The sequence below is a fragment of the Demequina aurantiaca genome, from assembly GCF_050598105.1.
Classification (GTDB): Bacteria; Actinomycetota; Actinomycetes; order Actinomycetales; family Demequinaceae; genus Demequina; species Demequina aurantiaca_A.
In genome coordinates this window covers 95077-115788 of record NZ_CP192436.1, presented here as the reverse complement: position 1 = coordinate 115788, position 20712 = coordinate 95077, and the positions used below count along the sequence as shown (strand labels likewise).

The window sequence follows — 20712 nt, the reverse complement described above, 5'->3', positions numbered from 1 at the left end:
GTGCCATGGAACTCTTCGAGACACCGCTGCCTGGCGTGGGCGTTCGCTATGAATTCACGGCCGAAGGCGGCGACCACGTAGGCGTCGTCGTGCGCCGCGACGGCAAGCGCGACATCGCGCTCTACGACCGCGAGGACCCGGACTCGTGCCGCGGCACCATCGAGCTGTCCGAGGGCGACGCGAGCAAAGTTGCCGAGCTGCTCGGCGGCACCAACATCACCGCCCGCCTTGAGGAACTCAAGCACAACGTCGAGGGTCTCGCGATCGAGTGGGTCACCATGCCGGATGCCGGGGGGCTGTCGGGCAAGACCATCGGCGACGGTCGGATCCGCACGGAGACGTCCGCCTCCGTGGTCGCCGTCATCCGCGGCGACGCAGCGTTTCCGGGCCCGGAGCCGACCTTTGGACTAGTGCCGGGAGACACGGTCCTCGTCATGGGCAGCGCCGACGCAGTTCGCAAGGCCACTCAGATCCTGATCGGCTAGACCCATGACTCCCCTCGCCGCGCCGATGCTGGGCTTGCCCTTGCCGATGGCTGCGGCGGGAGAGACCGGCGACGTGCTCATCGAGCTCGGTGTGATCCTGATAGTGCTCGCGCTGGTGGGCAGGCTGGCCGCGCGCATCGGCATCCCGTCCATCCCGCTGTACCTCCTGGCCGGCCTGCTGATGGGGGATGGCGGCTTGCTTCCGATCTCCGCCGGCGAGGAGTTCCTCGAGATAGGTGCGCAGATCGGGGTCGTACTCCTCCTGCTGCTGTTGGGCCTGGAGTACTCACCCAAGGACCTCCAGGACGGTATGAAGTCCAACTGGCGCGCCGGACTGCTCGACCTGGTCGCCAACGGCGTCCCGGGCGTCGCCGTCGGTCTGATCATGGGCTGGTCCTTCACCGCCTCGCTATTGCTGGGCGGCGTCACCTACATCTCTTCGTCGGGCATCATCGCGCGCCTGCTCGACGACTTTGACCGCATGGCCAACCGCGAGACACCTGTGATCCTCAGCCTGCTGGTGATGGAGGACATCGTGATGGCGGTCTTCCTGCCACTCATGGCGGTGGCGCTGGTCGGCGCGACGCTCATGCAGGGCGCGATCGCGGCGGCCATCGCGATCGGGCTGGTCGCGACCGCGTTCCTGGTCTCCCTGCGCTTCTCCAAGCACGTCAACAAGATGGTGCACTCGCACTCACGCGAATTGCTGTTGCTAGGGGTACTGGGGCTCACGTTCCTGGTCGCCGGTCTCGCGGAGGCCGTCCAGGTCTCCGCCGCGGTGGGAGCCTTCCTCCTGGGACTCACCCTGTCGGGACAGGTCGCCGATGACGTACGCGGCCTGCTGCCACCCTTGCGTGACGTGTTCGGCGGACTCTTCTTCGTATTCTTTGGCATTGGCATCGACCCGCGCGACCTCCTGCCCGTGCTCCTGCCCGCCATCGGGCTCGCGATCATCACTGCGGTGACCAAGATCTCGACCGGAGTCTGGGCGGCCTCCCGCGCCGGCATCGGACCCAAGGGCCAATGGCGAACCGGGCTATCCCTGGTGCCGCGCGGGGAGTTCTCCATCGTCATCGCCGGGCTGGGCGTTGCCGCTGGCGCACAGGTCCAACTCGGACCGCTGGCCGCAGCCTATGTGCTGATCCTGGCCTTCGCCGGGTCAATCGCGATGCGTTTCGCGGATCGAATACCGTCTCCGATCAGGGCCAAGAGAGTCGTGCCAACAAATACACTTGCGGGCGATGCGGGGGACAAAGTAACTCCCTAGCAGGCACGTTGCCCTGGCGCCGCGGGACGCGGGCCAAACGTCCCCATTTCGCCCCGCAAAGCGCATGTTACCGTCGTCAATTACCCACTAATTGAAGGCTCCACAACGTGAAGATGACAATGGGCGGTGCCGCTCTCTACAGCCAAACCCGAACCCTCCGTTGGGGATCCAGCCTTTTGATCGCGGCTCTCGTCGCGATGACCCTCACCGCCACAGTGGCGGCGGGTCCGGCCGCGGCGGCCAGCCCGAGCGTTGCCGTCGAGATCACTGGGGCCGACGAACTACTGGCCGGAGAGACCTCCACCTTCACCGTCAGCGCTAGCAACCCCAGCGCTTCCGACGATGGCTTCAACCTCGGGGTGTACGTGGACGTGCCCGTGGGAGTCGCCTTCGTGAGCTCCGGGATGGGCACCCCGGTCATCTACGACTCGGCCAGCGACATCACACCACCTTTGGCCGCCGGCACCGTGCGTTGGGTTTGGGAAGACGTCTCGGATCTGCCCGCGACTGGCGTGTTCTCCGACACCGTCACAGTGTCGCCCAATCCCGTCACGTTCCCCGTGGGATCGAGTTTCACGGTAACCGGCAACGCCGCCCTGAGCGGCGACCCGACGTATCTGCCGGTCTTTGGCGGATCCACCGGCTCTGGCGGACAGGGCGCGCAGGACGCGACCGTCCTCGCCACCCCCGCGCCCTTCACGACCGACCTTATTTCGCTTGAAGTGACCAAGTCCGAGCCCAGCCCAGAGTCCGAGTTGCTCCGTGGCGTCCACGACCAGACGACGGTGTACTCGATCACCGTGCGCAACACCAGCGAGGGTCCGAACAACGACACCGTGCTCGTCGACTACCTCCCCGCGGGGCTAGAGTTCCTGGGCTGCGGCGAAGTCGACAATTCGTTGCCTGCCACCGGCTCGTCCGAGGCCTACGACCCCGAATACGACGGCGCACCGTCCCTCGCGGGCACTGCCGCAGTGCCCGCAGACTGTGACGTGCCCGCCAGCGTTACGACCATCGTCGCGGATGCCACCCTCGCCGCGGATCACGGCCTGGACGAAGGCAGTGTGTACACCCGCGTCCAGTGGGACCTTGGCACGCTTGCCGGGTCCGCGGAGCGCACGGTTAGCTACGCCGCCGGCATCCCGCTCAGCGAGAACACCATGGAGTTTCTGGACGGCGACGGTTCGTCCTATACCCCTGATGCCACTGGGCAGCAGGCCTCGAATCTGGATAACAACTCGGGTGCCTCCACCCGCCAAGGCGGCGAGTCGACCCCCCAGGACGGTTACGGCCTGACCAACGTGGCGGTCGCGACCTCGACCTTCGACGGCCCGGTGTCCTCCGGTACCTCTCGTGACATCTCCGCGAGCGGAAGCAACACGGTCACCGCGATGGATCTCGCCGTGGTGAAGTCGATCACGTCGCCCGCGGACGCCATCTTCGAGGTTGGCGAGGTCACCACCTACACGCTGACAATGCGCACCAGCGAGTACATGGATGCGTCCGAGATTGTGCTGACCGACACCATCCCCAACGGGCTGTGCCCGCTACTGCCCTCGGGCTCGGGATCCGGGTGCGACGCACCCGGATCGGTGACCAACGGCGCGATTGACTCGGCGACCGCCAACCCCGACGGCAGTCACACCTTGGTCCTTATCCCGACCTCAGGGGCGCTCGCCGCGAACTCGCAACTCAGCCTCACCTACCAGGCACTTAACCGGGACTCCTACGTCACCGGCGGCGACCTGAACCCCACCACTTCCGGCGACGGCTTCACCAACGAGGTGGAGATCACGGGCACCACCAACGGGGTCGCGGCGCTGGCGTCCACCTCTCCGGCATTGGATCCCAGCTACATAGACCCGCTGCTGGTCACTGACGACTCTGCCTCTACTCTCAGCACCGACCACACGACCATCAGCAAGCGCGTGATGCCGCGCGACGAGGTTCAAACGGACCTAGGTGCTGGAGTCGACCCCTGCACCGCCGGCACATTCCCCGAGATCCTCGAAGGGGCACCCGCCGAACCCGACTTCCGGATGGGCGACACCGTCTGCTTCGAGCTGCGTGTCAACTTCCCCTCAAGCATCGACGCGCGCAATCCGATCGCCGCGGATTTCCTGCCGGCCGGGCTCAGCTACGTCGGACAGGCGATCACCGCCGAGAGCACCGCGGTCATCGCCTCCTCGACGGCCACCACCAGCCGCTTCTCGTGGGAACTTGGCACGGCTGGCGCCGACGGCGACCTCTACGTCGAACGCGGCGCCGTCTTCGTCGCGCACGTGTGGGCAACCGTCGTCGAACCCTCGAACGGCGAGGAGCTCGACAAGGCCGCCAACCTCATGAAGTACCGCCAGGAAAACGTGGATGGAGACCTCTTCTTCCTGCGAGACGAAGCGGCCATCGAGGTCACCCCGGAACTCCAACTCGTCAAGGGCGTGCAGTCCATCGAGCCGGTCGTGGGGGCCACGACATCCACCCGCGACGCGCAGTCCGAGGACAACGGGGACGGAACCGTGTTTGGGTCCAACCGAGACGGCATCGAAGTCACGGAAGGCGAGGAGGTCACGTACCGCGTCGACCTATCCGGCGCGCCCTTCGAGGTCTCGAACGTTACCGTGTGGGACCTGCTCCCCGTCGGTATTAGCAAGGCTGACGTCAGTGATTACACAGGGGCCGTCGTGTACGACCCGAGCGACTCCGGCCAGCCCGGCTACCCGAGCGGACTGTCCACCGCGGACAAGACCCGTTCCGTCATCGTGTGGACCGGTACGACTGTTCCCGTGGGCGGCGCGACGCTGAACTACGTCGTCACGATACCCACGCCCACGTCGGTGGGTACGGCGCTCGAGAACACCGCCTCAATCATCAACTATTCAGCCGGCATCAACTCGTCCACGACCGAGACGCAGGAGTACATTCCCGCGGGATCGCTCAATGCGGACCCGGCCGTCACCCCCAACACCGACGGCGCCGGCACGCGCGACGACTCGGACGTCTTCCTGCCTAGCCCGAGCATCATTAAGGAACGCACGAGTCCCGAGGCAGACAACAATAAACTCAACGAGGTTGTGCCCGGCGAGTACGCCACCTTCACGTACGCCGTCACCATTCCGGCGCACACCTCCGTCTTTGGCGCGACCTTGAGTGACGCATTCGTCGGTTCCGGAAATTGGTCGATCGGCACCAACAACCCGGCGACGGCAACACTCGATGGCGGCGCTCTTCCGGCTGGGTTCACGCTCGACGTCTCCAACGGCACGTTGACCTTCCCTGCCGAATACACCAACGCCACGGCGAACGCCCAGGTGTTCGAGGTGACCCTTGAGGCAGCGATCGAGTCAACTTCGGACTGGACGCACTCCCCGGGTACTGCCCGTCGAGACACGGCAACGTTCGCGGGCACGGGATTCTCCAGCCTTTCCGACAACGCGAACGTGCGCCTCATCGAGCCCGATCCCGCCGTCACCAAGACGGTTGACCAGGAGACTGTGACGGCAGGCCAGACCGTGGAGTACACCCTCACGGCAAACAACACCGAGGGCCGCCCCACCTCGTTCGACACCGTGGTCACCGACTGTGTACCCACGGGCCTCGCTAACGTGACGGTGAGTGAGCCACTGACCGGCGTAGTCGTCGACCCCAACCCCGCGCCCGGCGGCTGCGAAGGCACCCTCATCACCTGGACCATCGGTGATCTCGAGGGCGACGCCGAGACGGAACTCAACCCAACGCTGAAGTACACCGCAAGCGTCGGCACGGATGCCGCGGGTGGCGAGGAATACGTCAACACCGCCACCATCACCGGTTACTCCCTGAAGGTGGACGACGCCGTTCCCGCTCCGGCTGGCGCAGGCCGTAGGGAGTACACCCGCGACGACGACGCGACAGTCATGGTGTTGGGCGAGAGCCTGACCAAGACCGTCGACGAAGACACCGCGACCATCGGCGAGGCTCGGTACTACACGCTCACCTTGGACATCCCGGCAGACGTCAACTTCTACGACGCAGCGATCATCGACGACGTGCCCGCAGGCATGAGCATCGACGACGTGACCTTCACGTGCGAGTACGCGGATGTCTCCGACTGCCTGAGCACGCTTGAGGCTCCCGGGACCGCACTGACACCATCAGGCACCCTGCACGGCTGGTGGATGGGCGACGTCCTGGCCGACCCGCTGGAGCGCACGATCACCGTGAAGTACAGGGGCACCGTACTCAACGACGAGCTGAGCGACGAGACTCCTGTCAACGAGGCGGGCGACATCCTCACCAACACCGCCAACGGCGTCTGGAACAGCACGAGCGTGCTGGACACCCAGCCCGAGGACGCCGGCTACCCCCATGACCTGCAGACCGACGATGCCGACGCGGTAGTCACCGTGGTGGAGCCCGCCATCGAGATCGCCAAATCGGTCAATGACGAGGACAGCGACACCGTCGAACCCGGTACGCCCTTCAGCTACAAGCTCACGGTGACGAACTCCGGCGACTCGGACGCACACTCGGTGACCGTCAAGGACGCAGTCCCCACCGGGGTGAAGGTCAGCTCCATCTCCGATGGCGGCTCGATTACCGGCAGCGACCCCGTCACCGGGGGCGGCACTATCGAGTGGACCCTTCCCGTGGTCGCCAATGGGACCCCCAAGGAGCTGACGTACGAGGGCACCTTCGCGGCCTCGATCAACCTGGCCGATGCGGCGCTCACCAACAACGCCGACGTGCCGACGTATTACTCGCTTCCCGCCGGCAATGACGAACGTCGCGAGTACACCGAGGACCCCAAGGCCGATGCCGTGGTCACCCCGCTGTTTCCCGGCCCCGTCGTGACCAAAGCTCCCACCGGCGCCGTCGCCTACATCGGCGAGGCGCACACGTTCACTCTCGAACTCAAGAACGAGGGCAACGGCACGGGCACCAACGTGACGCTCGAGGACGTGCTCCCCGCGGGCTTCGCCTATGTGGCCGGTTCCGCGGTCATCACCCCGGGCGACGACCTCGACCCCGACGTCACGAGCCAGACCCTCACCTGGTCGACACTCGACGACATCGCGGCGGGCGCCACCACCACCATCACCTACCAGGCCGTTCCGAGCGAAACCTACGACTGGGACGCGACCAATACCGGCGCCGGCATCTCGCACACCAACTCGGCCACTCTGACGATGGACGACACGTCCGACGCCCCCGCCAACGCCGCCGGGACGTTTGTCGACGACGCGGAAGCCGCTGTTTCGATCCACCGCGCGGACCTCTCGGTCCAGAAGTCGCACGACCCCGACACGGATCCAGTCGCGGGAGCGGAACACACGTGGACAGTGACGGTCACCAACGCCGAGGGTAGCGATCCCGCGGTCGGTCCTATCGTGATCCAGGACACCCTCCCCGCAGGAGTCACCTTTGAGAGCATCGTGGACGAGGACGAGTGGACCGTCACCGGGCCCGTCGCGGGCCTGCTGACGCTGACGTACGACGGGGCGGACCCGCTCGCCGCGGGCGACTCACTGTCGGTCGACATCACGGTGACGTTCGCAGACGACGCGTCCCAGGGCGACAGCGCCACGAACACTGCCTGTGCCGACTCGCGCACCTTCGAGACAGTGACGGACAACAACTGCGACACCGACGAGGACACCATCGAGGTGCTCGCCGACCTCGAACTCACCAAGAACGCGACCTCGACCGGCTACGTCGCCGGCGAGCAGATTGAATGGCAGCTCGACGTCACCAACAACGGTCCGTCAGTGTCGCGCTCCCCCATCACCATCACCGACACCCTGCCCACCACGGTGGAATGGGACACCGTGTCCGGAAGCGGAACGGACTGGCTGTGTGACGCCGTCGACCTGTTGACGGGCACGTTCTCCTGCACATGGACCTCCGCCACCCCGCTGGGGGTCGGCGACGACCTGCCCGCGCTGACGCTCGACGCGATCGTCAAGAGCAGCACCACTACCAATGTGACCAATTCCGCCACGGTGTTCCCCACCACCGAGGACCCCGATACCGACAACAACACTGACTTCGCGACCACTGGCGGCGTCGACAGCGAGGCCGACCTCGGCATCGTCAAGTCGATCGCCTTGGACGCGGACGACGCGCCGATCGACCTAGTCGCGGGTGGCTCGGGCCGCTACCGCCTCACCGTCACGAACAACGGTCCGTCGGATGCCCTGGGCGTGGTTGTCCAGGACACTCTCCCCACCGGGCTTTCCTACGCCGGCGGGGTGACGTCGAGCTCCGGTGACACCTGGGTCTGCCTCGAGGACAGCGGAGATGCGCAACTGGTCAACTGCGAACTCACGAGCGGTTTAGGCACCCTCGTGGCGGACGACTCCACGTGGCTCGAGTTCGACGTGACGGTCGACTCCGACGTGACCGGCACCGTCGAAAACTCGGCGACGGTCGGCTCCGATACGGAGGACGTCCACCCTGACAACAACACGGACACCATCCAGACCGACCCGTTCGTCCAGACCAACGTGCAGTTGGCCAAGACTCACGACTCCGACGTGGTCTACCGCGTAGGCGACGAGGTCACCTTCACGTTGACGGTGACCAACTCCGGCAACGCCGACGCGAGCGACGTCGTCATCACGGACGCGATCCCCGCCGGCACCACTTATGTAGGTCTCGAGAATGCCGACGGCTGGACCGCGACCGGGCCCGACGCCGGCGGCATCCTCACCCTGACGCTGGACGATCCACTCCCCGCGGGCGCCTCCAACAGCACCGCATCCGTAGATGTGGTGCTGGAGCTGACGACGGACGCCGTCCCCACGGTGACTAACGTGGCCGACGTCACTACCTCCACGGACGAGACCTCCAGCGAGGACAACCAGGCGACCGACCAGGTCACCGTCGCTAGCCCGGACCTGGAGATCACCAAGTCCGCAAGCGAGCCAGTAGTAAAGGGCGACGAGGTCTTCGCGTATACGCTCCAGGTCCTCAACGCCGATGCCGCGGCCTACGCCGACGACGTGACCGTGATCGACGTCCTCGACGAAGATCTCGCGCTAGTCACCGACCCCGCAGACATCGGGGGCGCCGACTGGGCGTGTGAACTCACCGGCGCGGACGGCGACGGATTCGGCGGGACCCTGACGTGCGAGCTCGACACCCTGGCGGCCGGCGCTGCCGCCACCGCCATCACGTTCGATGTCCGGGTGTCCACGGACATCTCCAAGGACCAGATTCCCAACACCGCGACCGTAGCGAGCGACGACGAGCACCCGACCAACGTCGACGGCTCTAACTCGGACACGGCCGATGTGAACGCGCTGTGGATCGACTTCTCCGGTGAGTCCATCTGCCGTGCGGACGTCCCCGTCATGGACTACACCCTGGACGCGCACAACTCGGCCAGCGGCCTGCCCGTCACGCTGACTTGGTACGCGGACACCGACGGCGATCAGGTTGCCGACGGCCCCGCCATCTCCGTCCAGACGCTCAACGACCCGACCGCGGCCGGAGAGCAGACCGGCAGCGTGCTGTGGCCCGGTGCGGCTGTCGACCAGAACGGCGTGGGCATCGCGTGGCCCGGATGGCGCACGGTTGAAGCCGGGGAGACTCCGGTGTGGCAGAACCAGATCGCCGATCCCACGCTGGCGACCTACCCACTCCGGGAAGGCGCTCTCGTGACCGTCACGGTCAACGCCCAGACCACCGTGGTCCACGACTTCCCGCCGATGTCATCCGAGACCCCCGGCTGCGAAACCCCTCGCCCGGTGCTTCTCGACATCGACAAGAGCATCGACAGCAGCACAGCGATTCGCGGAGAGTCCGTGACGTACACCCTCGCGGTCACCAACACGGGCTACGGAGCGACCGACGGCGTCGTGCTCACCGACCCGATCGCCAGCAACCTCAGGGTCACCGACGTCTCTCCCGAGTTGTCCACGGACCCGACCGTCGCGAACTGGCGCGAGTGCACCGTCACCGGCACCGACTCAGACGGGTTCGGCGGTGTCGTGACCTGCGAGCTGGACGGCTGGTTCGGCTACGGCCAGACCGCGCCTGACGTGCTGATCACCGCGCAGACTCTCGACGAAGGCGGGCCGCGAGTCACCACCAATGTCGCGACCGTCACCTGGACCGACCCGTATTCGCCGGCAACCCCAACACAGTCGCTCAGCGACGATGCTTCGCTAGGCGTGGTCCTCACGCCCGCGCAGATACTCGCCATGACGGGCATCAGCCCCGCCGGCATGCTGTGGGCCATGCTCGGGCTGCTCGGCGCGGGTGGCGCGCTGCTGCTGATCCGCCGCCACCACTCCGGGTGACTGCCTGAGTTCCGCCAGTCCTGAGGTGAATCGTTGCGCACGTCACGCAGGAACGTTGCTACTACCAGGTAGATATGTGGACCTTAAAGTCCGTATGCTCGGGTCATGGTCACATCGCTGAGGACGTTCCCTGCCCGTTTCCACTTGCCGAGCGGCGCGCGTCAGCGACTTGCGGTTGGCGTCACTCAGCGCGCACGGGCGGCCGCCCTTGTGGCCATCGCGATGCTGGTGGCAGTCGCTGCGCCCGCCATGGCAGCGCCCGTCAACACCGTCACCGACACCATCACCATAGGCGACTACCCGTACGGCGTGGCGGTCAGCCCCAACGGCACCACCGCCTACGTCACCAACAGCGGTGACGACACCGTCAGCGTGATCAACACCGCCACCAACACCGTCACCGACACCATCACCGTAGGCGACTACCCGTACGGCGTGGCGGTCAGCCCCGACGGCACCACCGCCTACGTCACCAACAGCGGTGACGACACCGTCAGCGTGATCAACACCGCGACCAACACCGCCACCCACACCATCCCCGTAGAAGACCGCCCGTCAGGCGTGGCGGTCAGCCCCGACGGCACCACCGCCTATATCGCCAACCAGTGGGGCGACACCGTCAGCGTGATCAACACCGCGACCAACACCGTCACCCACACCATCCCCGTAGAAAACCGCCCGCGAGGTGTCGCGGTCAGCCCCGACAGCACCACCGCCTACGTCACCAACCACTTTGACGACACCGTCAGCGTGATCAACACCGCGACCAACACCGTCACCGCCAACATCGCCGTAGGCGACGGCCCGGACGGTGTGGCAGTCAGCCCCAACGGCACCACCGCCTATGTCGCCAACCAGTGGGGCGACACCGTCAGCGTGATCAACACCGCCACCAACACCGTCACCCACACCATCCCCGTAGGCGACAGCCCGCAAGGTGTGGCGGTCAGCCCCGACAGCACCACCGCCTACGTCACCAACAACGATGACGACACCGTCAGCGTGATCGACACCGCGACCGACACCGTCACCGCCACCATCACCGTAGGCGACTACCCGTTCGGTGTGGCAGTCAGCCCCAACGGCACCACCGCCTACGTCACCAACAACGATGACGACACCGTCAGCGTTCTCGAGTTCCGTTCGGTGCCTGGCGCCCCGACGGCCGTGTCGGCCTCGGCGGGCGAGTCCTCACTGTTCGTCACCTGGGCCGCCCCGGCGGATGACGGAGGCAACTCCATCACCGGGTACACGGTCTCCGTGTCCGACGGCGCCGCCGTCGTCGATTACCCCGCCGGTGGCAACACCACCGGCCGTAGCATCGGCAACCTCGCCAACGGCACCGATTACACCGTGAGCGTCACCGCCACAAACGCCCAGGGTGACAGTCTCTCCTCGGCCTCTGCGACCGGCACCCCGCTCGACGCCCGCTCGCCCAACACCGTCATGGACACCATCACCGTCGGAGACCGCCCGTACGGCGTGGCCTTCAGTCCCGACGGCACCACCGCCTACGTCGCCAACGTGAATAGCGACAACGTCGGCGTGATCGACACCGCGACCAACACCGTCACCGCCACCATCACCGTCGGAAGCTCCCCGTACGGCGTGGCCTTCAGTCCCGACGGCACCACCGCCTACGTCACCAACCTCAATGACGACAACGTCAGCGTGATCGACACAGCCACCACCACCGTGACCCACACGATCACCGTCGGAAGCTCCCCGTACGGCGTGGCCTTCAGTCCCGACGGCACCACCGCCTACGTCACCAACGCCATTGACGACAGCGTCAGCGTGATCGACACCGCGACCTCCACCGTTACCGCCACCATCGCCGTCGGAGCCGGCCCGTTCGGTGTGGCGGTCAGTCCCGACGGCACCACCTCCTACGTCACCAACACCACGGACGACACCGTCAGCGTGATCGACACCGCGACCAACACCGTCACCGCCACCCTCACCGTCGGAAACCGCCCGTACGGTGTGGCCATCAGCCCCGACGGCACCACCGCCTACGTCGTCAACTTATCGGACAGCTCGGTCAGCGTGATCGACACAGCCACCACCACCGTGACCCACACGATCGCCGTTGGAATCACCCCGTTCGGTGTGGCGGTCAGCCCCGACGGCACCACCGCCTACGTCACCAACCTCAGTGACGACACCGTCAGTGTGATCGACACCGCGACCAACACCGTCACCGCCACCCTCACCGTCGGAGAAGGCCCGTTCGGTGTGGCGGTCAGCCCCGACGGCACCACCGCCTACGTCACCAACACCACGGGCGACACCGTGAGCGTGATCGAGTTCCGCTCTGTCCCTGACGCACCTGAAAACTTGGCGGTGGATGCCGGCAACGGCAAGACCGATCTCACCTGGGATACCCCGGCCTTCGACGGCGGGTCGGCCGTCACCGACTACGTCATCGAATACCGGGAGACCGGTGGGACGTGGGCCACATTCGCGGACGGCACCTCAGCCGCGACCTCAGCAACGGTGACCGGACTCACCAACGGCACCACCTACGAGTTCCGCGTCAGCGCCGAGAACACCACCGGCATCGGCGCCGCGTCGAATGTCGCGACGGCCACGCCCGTCACGTTGCCCGCCTCCCCCGCCGCGCTCACCGCGGCGGCTGGCGGCAACGAGGCCGATCTCACCTGGGACGCCCCCGCCTTCGACGGCGGGTCCACCGTCACCGACTACGTCATCGAATACCGGGAGACCGACGGCACCTGGATGACGTTCGCGGACGGCACCTCAGCCGCAACCTCAGCAACGGTGACGGGACTCACCAACGGCACCACCTACGAGTTCCGCGTCAGCGCCGAGAACCCCATCGGCACCGGCGCCGCGTCGAATGTCGCGACGGCCACGCCGACCGCTGCTCCCGGTACCCCCGCTGCTCCCGGTACCCCCGCTGCTCCCTCCGACGGTGCCGCCGCCGCAGATCCGGGTGGCGACCTCAGCGACACCGGCTCTGACATCGTTTCTTACGCACTCGTCGCCACGCTGCTCGCGCTCGCCGGCCTGGGACTGGCGCTAGGTGCGCGGACGGGCCGCGTGTCGTAGGCTGAACCAAGGCGTGCCACCTCACTTAGAACCGCGATGATGGCGTCAAACGGAACTCATCTGAGGAGCACAAATGCGAGCTTGGCTCATCGTTGCATCCGTCGTGGCACTGGCGGGGTGCTCCGCCTCGGCGGATACCGTAACCGTCACCGAGACGCCCGCGCCCATCGTGATCACCGCCACTCCAGACCCGATCTCCATGCTTTCCCAGGACTGCCAGGATGCGCTCGGGGTCGCGGGGGATGTCGTTCAGTCGAGCGGCGCGCTGGCTGACATGCAGGACGAGGTGGTGACTGCCGTACAGGACACCATCACGGCCGCCCGGGACCTGGACATCGCGTCGTTGCTCGAGTCGACGGCGCAACTGAATACCCTGGCCAACGAGATTGACGTCGACGGCCTCACCGCGCAGATCGACGACTTCGTGGCCGCGAGCCAGACCTGCACCGGCGGCGCCGGCGACGGCTAGCGGGACCGGCTAGGAGCGCGACCCCGGCTCGGCGACCGCTCGGCGACTGCTCGGCCACCGCTCGACGATGCAGCCGCGTGCCGCTAGCCCGCGCAGTTTGCGTTGTAGCTCGCGCCGATCGCGGCCTGCTCGCTCAGCACCTGCGCGGAGCCGCCCGTGAGCTTCGTGTACGCGGTGAACTCCCCCTCGGGGACGGGCGTTCCGTACGCCAGCAGGTTCGATGCGGCGGCGTTCACGTCCTCGTAGTACTTCAGCGCGGCAATCGGGTCGCCGTAGGGAGACTCCGCGTAGCCGTCGAGCGCATGCAACTGGACCAGGGAATCCGTGAAACCGTCGGTGTCGAACGGAACGCTGCCGTCGTTGATCGCGTCCACGGCGGCCTGGTCATTGAGCTGCGACAACGCCTGCACCCCGTAGCTGAAGTCCAGCAGGTTCTGCTGCGAGATCGCGGCGCAGTCAACCACCCCGTCAGGAACGCCCGCGCCCGTGGAATTGCCCACCGGGCTCTGGTCGGCAAAGGGGTCCCCTCCCATTCCTGGCCCGCGCGCCGAGGGGCTCGACGAGCACCCCGCCAGCAGCAGCGGGACGACCAAGGCGAGCGCGATTAACTTCTTCATAGGGCAACGGTAGCGCGCGCATCTGGAGTAGCGGTATCTGGGTAGACAATAGACCCATGATTCGCAACGCAACCCCGGCTGATGCCGTCGCCATCGCTGCCCTCTACGACTACTACGTCCGTGAAACCGTGATCACGTTCGAGCTGGATCCGGTACCCGCAGAGGAGATCGCGCGACGCATCACATCGGTGCAGGAGTTGAACCTGCCGTGGCTGGTAACGGAGGAGGACGGCGAGGTGGTGGGCTTCGCTTATGCGTCTCCGTACCGCCCGCGCGCAGCTTACGTGCACTCTGTGGAGGTGTCGATCTACCTGCGTCACGGAATTCAGGGCCGAGGGGTGGGTGGCGCGCTCTACCGCGAGTTGCTCGCGAGGCTGCGTGAACTTCCAGTGCACCTAGCGCTCTCCCTCGTCGCCCTTCCGAACGATGCGTCGGTTGCGCTTCACGAGCGGCTTGGCTTCACGTTCGCGGGCACCTTCACCGAGGTAGGTCGCAAGTTCGATCAATGGATCGACGTGGGCCACTGGCAGCTACCGTTGAGCCACGAGATCACGTCGTAACGCACAACGGCCCGGCTCCCCAAAGGGGAACCGGGCCGTTGTGTCTAGCGAATCTGTCGGTTACGCGGAGCGCACAGCCTTGGTCGCCTCGAGCATGTGCTCGAGCGACTCGTCGGTCTCGGCGTAGCCGCGGGTCTTGAGGCCGCAGTCGGGGTTGACCCACAGCTGCTTGCCGGGGATGGAGTCCTTGGCCAGCTGCAGCAGCTCGGTGACTTCCTGGATCGACGGCACGCGAGGCGAGTGAATGTCCCACACGCCGGGGCCGATCTGGCGCTCGTAGCCGTGCTGCTTAATGGCCGGGAGCACCTCCATGCGCGAGCGGGCTGCCTCGATCGAGGTCACGTCGGCGTCGAGGCCGTCGATCGCGTCGATGATCTCGCCGAACTCCGAATAGCACAGGTGCGTGTGGACCTGGGTGTCGTCCTTAGCTCCGGCCGTGGACAGCAGGAACGAGTTCACGGACCAGTCCAGGTACGAGCGCTGGTCGGCCTTCTTCAGGGGAAGCAGCTCGCGCAGCGCGGGCTCGTCCACCTGGATTATGCCAATGCTGTGGCCCGCTCGGGTGGCAAAGAGTCGGGGGCCAATCGGGCCGGCCACGCGTGTGTCTCTGCGTTCAGCAGTCCCTCTTCCCGAGTCTGTAGCCCCAACCATGCTGCGCAAGTGAGCATAGAAGCGGTCGAGCACCCACATCGTGTGTCCCAAAGAACCGCAGCCGTCATCCGACGTAGAGTTGGGAATTCGAGAACGGGAGGCCAAATGCACTTTCTATCAAAGCAGCCAAGCCTGAGTGCATGGTGTGCGTTGATCGTGGCGATAGCGCTTGCGCTACTACCGAGTACCGCAACAGGTATGAAGATCTACTCCGCCGACGGAGCGAAACTTGCGTGCTTGGAGTACGCCGACTCCCCAGACGACGCGGCACTTATGGGAATGAGTCCAGAAACCGCCTACCGTTTCCTGACAGCAGACGCGGTACTGATGGGTGGTTACGTGAACTGCAGGTACCACGACAGGAGCGGTGAGGTTCTTTGGGTGTCGCGCGTGCAGGCAATGCACCTCGCCGGTGTCGCTGCCTGCTACATCTCCTCGCTTGCGCTCTTCACTTTGGCGATCGGAGCGAGACGAAGCCACGGGACGCCGCGGCGATAGTTCAGCGCTACCACCGCGGCGCGGCTCACTACTCTGACCAGCACCCGTTGGAAACTAGGTTTGGTTGCTGAGTGACCTGCGCAGCCATGCTGTTTGTTTCCTGTTGGGTGAAGATGCAGTTGGGCGCAGTCCAGCCGCGGCTCTTGTTCAGCGCTAGGAGTGCTTTGCCACCTGGCCCAGGAAAACCTCTAAACGTATTGAGATCCATGCAACTCGTGTGTGGATCTTGAGAGAGATTGTTGCAATCATTCGAAACTGCCTGGTAATACGAGCTCATTGTGCTTGTCTCCGCCGTACCGCGTGGCGTGACAATGAGCGTCTGAATTGTGTCGTAGCCCGAGGTGACGGGAAGATTATGGGGGTACCCGATACCGATCGCGAGTGCATTGCGTGAACATGGGTCGCTGGCGTCCGCCCAGTCGATATAGGCTCCGTAGTCCTTCAGGCCGAGAGTGTCTCCCGGTACCATCACGGTCCATGAATTTACGTCATGAATCCCCCAGAACTCTTCCACCTCGTTGGTCGGACACCCTGGATGTGACCCCTGGAGATCGTCATTGAACAGCGAGACTTCCATCTCGATCCCCCAATCCGAAGGCATCGCCGTGGTCCGTGAGCCTGTAAATGTGTCGCCAGTCCAGCTACTCGTCATCAGCACGACGGCATTGCCGTTGTAGTCCTCGACAGCAGCTATTTGCGTGTTACTTGGTGCCCACTCTTCAGGAGGAGCGGAATATGAAGACCGCGAATTCCCAGTAGGAGCTTGTGCTTTGCTTGAGATTACTGCCTTTTGAAGTTCATCTGCGGTCAGTGAACCTTTCGGCGGGTCCAGCGGAGATGGCGAGATCTCAGGTAGAGCTTTCGAAGCCTCGTACAGGCGCTGGGCAAAGTCCCCGTTTCCGTTAGCGTCTAAAATGTTAGTGCCAGAACGAGGCGTGCCCGGGGAGAAAAGATAATTCCCACTATCGCGGGCGAGGTGCCTGTATACGCGCTGAAGTCATCGTGATAGTCCGCACTTGAGTAGGTGGCCGAAGGGTAGAACTCTCCTTCAATTCCTGGCTGAGTCTGTCGGTATCCGATGGCGTCGACGCCCTCATCTTTAGCGATCACGACCGCAGCTGAAAGCGTAGTTGGGTGAGCGAACGAGAGGATCTCGTTTTTGCCAGTAGACCGGTTATCGCGGCTCTCGGCCCCGGTTGCAATGGCTTCGTTGGGTGAATCGTCAGCAATGGCGACTGGGATACAGACCAGTCCCATCACAGCAGCCAACGACACGACGGACACAACCCTTGGTCCAGGCTTGGCCTTGCTTCTCATCCGCATACAGTTCCCCCTAGGGTCTTGTTGGAGCAGTTCCTTTTGGAACTTCGTTTCGAGGCTATTTGCCCTACTTTGGCCTGTCAACGCGAGCCCATTGGAGCGCGCAACGCAGAACGGCCCGGCTCCCCAAAGGGGAACCGAGCCGCCGTGTCTAGCGAATCTGTCGGTTACGCGGAGCGCACAGCCTTGGTCGCCTCGAGCATGTGCTCGAGCGACTCGTTGGTCTCGGCGTAGCCGCGGGTCTTGAGGCCGCAGTCGGGGTTGACCCACAGCTGCTTGCCGGGGATGGAGTCCTTGGCCAGCTGCAGCAGCTCGGTGACTTCCTGGATCGACGGCACACGGGGAGAGTGGATGTCCCACACGCCCGGTCCAATCTGGCGCTCGTAGCCGTGCTGCTTGATGGCCGGGAGCACCTCCATGCGCGAGCGGGCTGCCTCGATCGAGGTCACGTCGGCGTCGAGGCCGTCGATCGCGTCGATGATCTCGCCGAACTCGGAGTAGCACAGGTGCGTGTGGACCTGGGTGTCGTCCTTAGCTCCGGCCGTGGACAGCAGGAACGAGTTCACGGACCAGTCCAGATACGAGCGCTGGTCGGCCTTCTTCAGGGGAAGCAGCTCGCGCAGAGCGGGCTCGTCCACCTGGATGATGCCGATTCCGGCAGCCTCGAGGTCGGCGATCTCCTGGCGCAGGGCCAGGCCCACCTGGTTGGCGGTGGTGGCCAGCGGCTGGTCGTCGCGGACGAAAGACCACGCCAGGATGGTGACGGGACCGGTAAGCATGCCCTTGACCGGCTTGGAAGACAGCGACTGCGCGTACTCGGCCCAGCGCACGGTCATCGGCTCGGGACGCGCGACGTCGCCCCAGAGGATCGACGGGCGCGTGCAACGAGATCCGTAGGACTGCACCCAGCCGTTCTTGGTGACGTCGAAGCCCTCGAGGAGCTCCGCGAAGTACTGCACCATGTCGTTGCGCTCCGCCTCGCCGTGAACCAGGACGTCGAGTCCCAGGTCCTCCTGAAGCTTCACGACCGCAGCGATCTCGGCCTTCATCGCCGCCTCGTAGCCGGCGTCGTCGAGCTCGCCCTTGGCCCACGCGGCGCGAGCCTTGCGGATCTCGGGGGTCTGCGGGAACGAGCCGATCGTGGTGGTGGCCAGCTCGGGCAGGTTGAAGCGGTCAGCCTGTGCCGCCTCGCGAACCGAGTAGGCGCTGCGCTGGAAGTCCGCGGGGGACACTCCGGCGAGAGCCTCGCGAACGTCGGCACGGTTGGTACCGGGGTGAGCCGCACGCGAAGCGAGGGCGGTGCGAGCCTCGGACAGTGCACCGGAGACGGTGCCCTCACCCGCAGCGCGAGCCTGTGCCAGCGTGGAGATCTCGCCGATCTTCTCGTCGGCGAAGGCGAGCCAGGCCACGAGCTCGGCACCCAGGTGCTCCTCACCCTGCAGGGTGTGAGGCACGTGGACCAGCGAGGTCGAGGTCGAGACGGTGACGGTTCCACCCAGCGACTCGAGCGCCTCGGCCTTGGCCAGCGCCTCGTCCAGGTTGGTGCGCCAGATGTTGTGACCATCCACGACTCCCGCGACAACGGTCTTGCCGCGCAGGTCCACGCTTGCGGGGACGGAGCCGCGGATCAGGTCCAGGCCAATCGCCTCGACGTCCGTGGCGGCGAGCACGGGGAGTGCGTCGTCGAGCGACGCGTACGGTGCGGCCACGAACAGCGCGGGGCGGTTCTGGGCACCGGACAGTGCGTCGTAGACCTTGGTCGCGTTGGCCAGGACCTCGGCGCGGTCCGCGTCGGTGTCGGCGACCAGGATGGGCTCGTCGATCTGAACCCATTCGGCGCCGGCGTCCGCGAAGGCCGCCAGCAACTCAACGTAGATGGCGAGCAGGTCGTCGAGGCGGTCGATCGGCTGGTAGCCGCTCGGCGCATCGTCCGATGCCTTGGCCAGGTACAGGAACGTGAGCGGGCCGGTGATCACCGGGCGCGTCACGAAGCCGTCGTTCTTGGCCTCGACGAACTCGTCGACCCAGCGGGTCGAGTTCAGCTGGAACTCGGTCTCGGGGCCGATCTCGGGAACCAGGTAGTGGTAGTTGGTGTCGAACCACTTGGTCATCTCGAGCGGCGCCTTGTCGCCCACGCCACGCGCAATGGTGGAGTAGCCGGCCAGGTCAACCGAGCCATCGGCCGCACGCAGGTTGTTGAAGCGGGTGGGCACGGCGCCAAAGGTCACGCAGGCGTCAAGCACGTGGTCGTAGAACGAGAAGTTCGACGGGATAGACGAGTCGGTGCGGCCAAGGCCGAGCGCTGCGAGTCGCGTGCGGTTCTCGCCGCGGAGCGAGGCGGCGGACGCCTCAAGGTCGGCAGCCGTCGAGGCGCCCTTCCAGAACGACTCGAGCGCCTTCTTCAGCTCGCGCATTCGGCCGATGCGAGGGTAACCAAGAATGGTGCCGCCGGGGAAGGCGGTCGCAGGGGCAGAGGCGTTCTTGAGTTCGGACATAGTTCCTCGAGGGGTATCGGGTGCGCGGCGGGCTCGCCATTGCGCTTGGTCGACGCGTACGTTGCGCCGATGCTGTGGTCGAGATTCTAGCGTGTCGGGAGCGTGTGAGCCAACGGCGCAGTGCTAGGAGACGACCGTGCCGCCGTTTAGCGGGGGCACCACCCAATATTTGGAATCCAGACGCCGGGGCGTCAGACCTCGCGGAACTCCACCGGAACGCCGGCCTCGACCGTGCGCGACACGGTGCACGTCTTCTCCCGCGAGCTCTTGAGTGCGGCGCCCACCCGGGCACGGGCCTTGTCGCCGTCGGCGCCCTCGGGGAACAGCAGATCCCACTCGACCACGATGTTCTCCAGGATCGCCCCGCCGTCGTGGGTGGCCTTGTCCGCCGACGCGGTGACGTTGAAACGGTCGGGCTGAACGCGGCGCGACGTCATCGCGTCGAGGTCGATGCTCGAGCAGCCAGCGATCGCGGCGAGCATCAGCTCGACCGGGGACAGCATTCCTTCACCCTGGCCGAACGTGAGTGAGTCGCCCGCGGCGTTCGTCGCCACGTAGACGCCCTCGGACTCGCGGGTCATGGTCACCTTGCGCGTGGAGTCATTAGTCATGGGCCAATCATCGCACGCGGCCCGGTGCGAAACTGGGGAGTTCTCCCCATTGTTCGCGCAGGGCGATTGCTCTACGTTGAAATGACAAGGCGACCTGAGGGGGCATTAAATGCTGGATGAGGGATACAACCCATACGCAGCTGGTGCCGACGCAGGCGCCCCGCGGTACGCCCGTCGGGTAAGCACGGCAGGTAGCGTGAGCGTCCTTCGCCCCGCTCAGGAGGCCGGACAGTCGTCTCCCAAGCCGGGTGCAAGCGTCAAGGCGCCCACCACCCCCGCGGAGATCCGCAACTTCGACTTCGCCGCGGCGCTCTTTAACGACGCGAACGCGTGGCGCGAGTTGGCTCGCACCATCGCAAGCGACGCAGCCTAGTCCCTCAAA

At 65.5% G+C, this 20712-nt stretch carries 13 protein-coding genes and 1 pseudogene; 8 read left to right on the top strand and 6 right to left on the bottom strand.

Annotated features, from left to right (window positions below):
- Positions 1 to 5: 5 nt before the first annotated feature.
- From ACQU6B_RS00490 to ACQU6B_RS00470, 5 genes are all read left to right on the top strand, one after another.
- Positions 6 to 485 carry a cation:proton antiporter regulatory subunit gene (locus tag ACQU6B_RS00490; protein ID WP_430868092.1) on the top strand — a complete coding sequence of 160 codons (480 nt, stop codon included), beginning with the start codon at positions 6 to 8 and terminating at the stop codon, positions 483 to 485.
- Positions 486 to 489: 4 nt separating this feature from the next.
- On the top strand, positions 490 to 1752 hold the full coding sequence (locus tag ACQU6B_RS00485; protein ID WP_430868091.1) for a cation:proton antiporter: 1263 nt from the start codon (positions 490 to 492) through the stop codon (positions 1750 to 1752).
- Between the two features lie 113 nt (positions 1753 to 1865).
- The gene (locus ACQU6B_RS00480) at positions 1866 to 10034 is read left to right on the top strand and encodes a hypothetical protein (RefSeq protein WP_430869254.1); all 8169 of its coding nucleotides are present in this window, start codon (positions 1866 to 1868) and stop codon (positions 10032 to 10034) included.
- A gap of 105 nt (positions 10035 to 10139) precedes the next feature.
- Positions 10140 to 13109: a fibronectin type III domain-containing protein gene (locus ACQU6B_RS00475; protein WP_430868090.1), complete on the top strand. Its 2970-nt coding sequence runs from the start codon at positions 10140 to 10142 to the stop codon at positions 13107 to 13109.
- A gap of 73 nt (positions 13110 to 13182) precedes the next feature.
- Positions 13183 to 13578 (top strand): hypothetical protein, encoded by a 396-nt coding sequence (locus ACQU6B_RS00470; protein WP_430868089.1) that lies wholly within the window; start codon positions 13183 to 13185, stop codon positions 13576 to 13578.
- Between the two features lie 83 nt (positions 13579 to 13661).
- Here the strand turns inward: ACQU6B_RS00470 and ACQU6B_RS00465 are convergent, their stop codons facing one another.
- Positions 13662 to 14195: a hypothetical protein gene (locus tag ACQU6B_RS00465; protein WP_430868088.1), complete on the bottom strand. Its 534-nt coding sequence runs from the start codon at positions 14193 to 14195 to the stop codon at positions 13662 to 13664.
- Positions 14196 to 14251: 56 nt separating this feature from the next.
- On the opposite strand from ACQU6B_RS00465, the gene ACQU6B_RS00460 reads away from it, so the two are divergent.
- Positions 14252 to 14755: a GNAT family N-acetyltransferase gene (locus ACQU6B_RS00460; protein ID WP_430868087.1), complete on the top strand. Its 504-nt coding sequence runs from the start codon at positions 14252 to 14254 to the stop codon at positions 14753 to 14755.
- A 60-nt stretch (positions 14756 to 14815) separates the two neighbouring features.
- On the opposite strand, the pseudogene ACQU6B_RS00455 reads toward ACQU6B_RS00460, so the two are convergent.
- Positions 14816 to 15301 (bottom strand): annotated as a pseudogene (locus ACQU6B_RS00455) (5-methyltetrahydropteroyltriglutamate--homocysteine S-methyltransferase); the annotation flags it as partial.
- 303 nt (positions 15302 to 15604) lie between these two features.
- Here ACQU6B_RS00455 and ACQU6B_RS00450 point away from each other — a divergent pair.
- A complete protein-coding gene (locus ACQU6B_RS00450; RefSeq protein WP_430868086.1) occupies positions 15605 to 15904 on the top strand; it encodes a hypothetical protein in 300 nt (99 codons plus the stop codon).
- 28 nt (positions 15905 to 15932) lie between these two features.
- Here the strand turns inward: ACQU6B_RS00450 and ACQU6B_RS00445 are convergent, their stop codons facing one another.
- The 4 genes from ACQU6B_RS00445 to ACQU6B_RS00430 form a co-directional block, all read right to left on the bottom strand.
- Entirely contained in the window at positions 15933 to 16481 is a 549-nt protein-coding gene (locus ACQU6B_RS00445) for a hypothetical protein (protein WP_430868085.1), read from the bottom strand.
- 332 nt (positions 16482 to 16813) lie between these two features.
- Positions 16814 to 17221 carry a hypothetical protein gene (locus ACQU6B_RS00440; protein ID WP_430868084.1) on the bottom strand — a complete coding sequence of 136 codons (408 nt, stop codon included), beginning with the start codon at positions 17219 to 17221 and terminating at the stop codon, positions 16814 to 16816.
- A 170-nt stretch (positions 17222 to 17391) separates the two neighbouring features.
- On the bottom strand, positions 17392 to 19719 hold the full coding sequence (metE, locus tag ACQU6B_RS00435) for a 5-methyltetrahydropteroyltriglutamate--homocysteine S-methyltransferase (protein WP_430868083.1): 2328 nt from the start codon (positions 19717 to 19719) through the stop codon (positions 17392 to 17394).
- A 191-nt stretch (positions 19720 to 19910) separates the two neighbouring features.
- Positions 19911 to 20330, bottom strand: a complete 420-nt coding sequence (locus tag ACQU6B_RS00430; RefSeq protein ID WP_430868082.1) for an OsmC family protein — start codon at positions 20328 to 20330, stop codon at positions 19911 to 19913.
- A gap of 196 nt (positions 20331 to 20526) precedes the next feature.
- On the opposite strand from ACQU6B_RS00430, the gene ACQU6B_RS00425 reads away from it, so the two are divergent.
- The gene (locus ACQU6B_RS00425; RefSeq protein WP_430868081.1) at positions 20527 to 20703 is read left to right on the top strand and encodes a hypothetical protein; all 177 of its coding nucleotides are present in this window, start codon (positions 20527 to 20529) and stop codon (positions 20701 to 20703) included.
- Positions 20704 to 20712 lie beyond the last annotated feature (9 nt).

What these genes read in the sequence shown, in the direction of transcription:
- ACQU6B_RS00475 (WP_430868090.1), top strand. Translation starts at nt 10,140, where the DNA reads ATGGTCACATCGCTGAGGACGTTCCCTGCCCGTTTCCACTTGCCGAGC.
- ACQU6B_RS00440 (WP_430868084.1), bottom strand. Translation starts at nt 17,221, where the DNA reads ATGAGAAGCAAGGCCAAGCCTGGACCAAGGGTTGTGTCCGTCGTGTCG.
- ACQU6B_RS00465 (WP_430868088.1), bottom strand. Translation starts at nt 14,195, where the DNA reads ATGAAGAAGTTAATCGCGCTCGCCTTGGTCGTCCCGCTGCTGCTGGCG.
- ACQU6B_RS00430 (WP_430868082.1), bottom strand. Translation starts at nt 20,330, where the DNA reads ATGACTAATGACTCCACGCGCAAGGTGACCATGACCCGCGAGTCCGAG.
- ACQU6B_RS00470 (WP_430868089.1), top strand. Translation starts at nt 13,183, where the DNA reads ATGCGAGCTTGGCTCATCGTTGCATCCGTCGTGGCACTGGCGGGGTGC.
- ACQU6B_RS00460 (WP_430868087.1), top strand. Translation starts at nt 14,252, where the DNA reads ATGATTCGCAACGCAACCCCGGCTGATGCCGTCGCCATCGCTGCCCTC.
- metE (WP_430868083.1), bottom strand. Translation starts at nt 19,719, where the DNA reads ATGTCCGAACTCAAGAACGCCTCTGCCCCTGCGACCGCCTTCCCCGGC.
- ACQU6B_RS00445 (WP_430868085.1), bottom strand. Translation starts at nt 16,481, where the DNA reads ATGGAAGTCTCGCTGTTCAATGACGATCTCCAGGGGTCACATCCAGGG.
- ACQU6B_RS00480 (WP_430869254.1), top strand. Translation starts at nt 1,866, where the DNA reads ATGACAATGGGCGGTGCCGCTCTCTACAGCCAAACCCGAACCCTCCGT.
- ACQU6B_RS00450 (WP_430868086.1), top strand. Translation starts at nt 15,605, where the DNA reads ATGAAGATCTACTCCGCCGACGGAGCGAAACTTGCGTGCTTGGAGTAC.
- ACQU6B_RS00485 (WP_430868091.1), top strand. Translation starts at nt 490, where the DNA reads ATGACTCCCCTCGCCGCGCCGATGCTGGGCTTGCCCTTGCCGATGGCT.
- ACQU6B_RS00490 (WP_430868092.1), top strand. Translation starts at nt 6, where the DNA reads ATGGAACTCTTCGAGACACCGCTGCCTGGCGTGGGCGTTCGCTATGAA.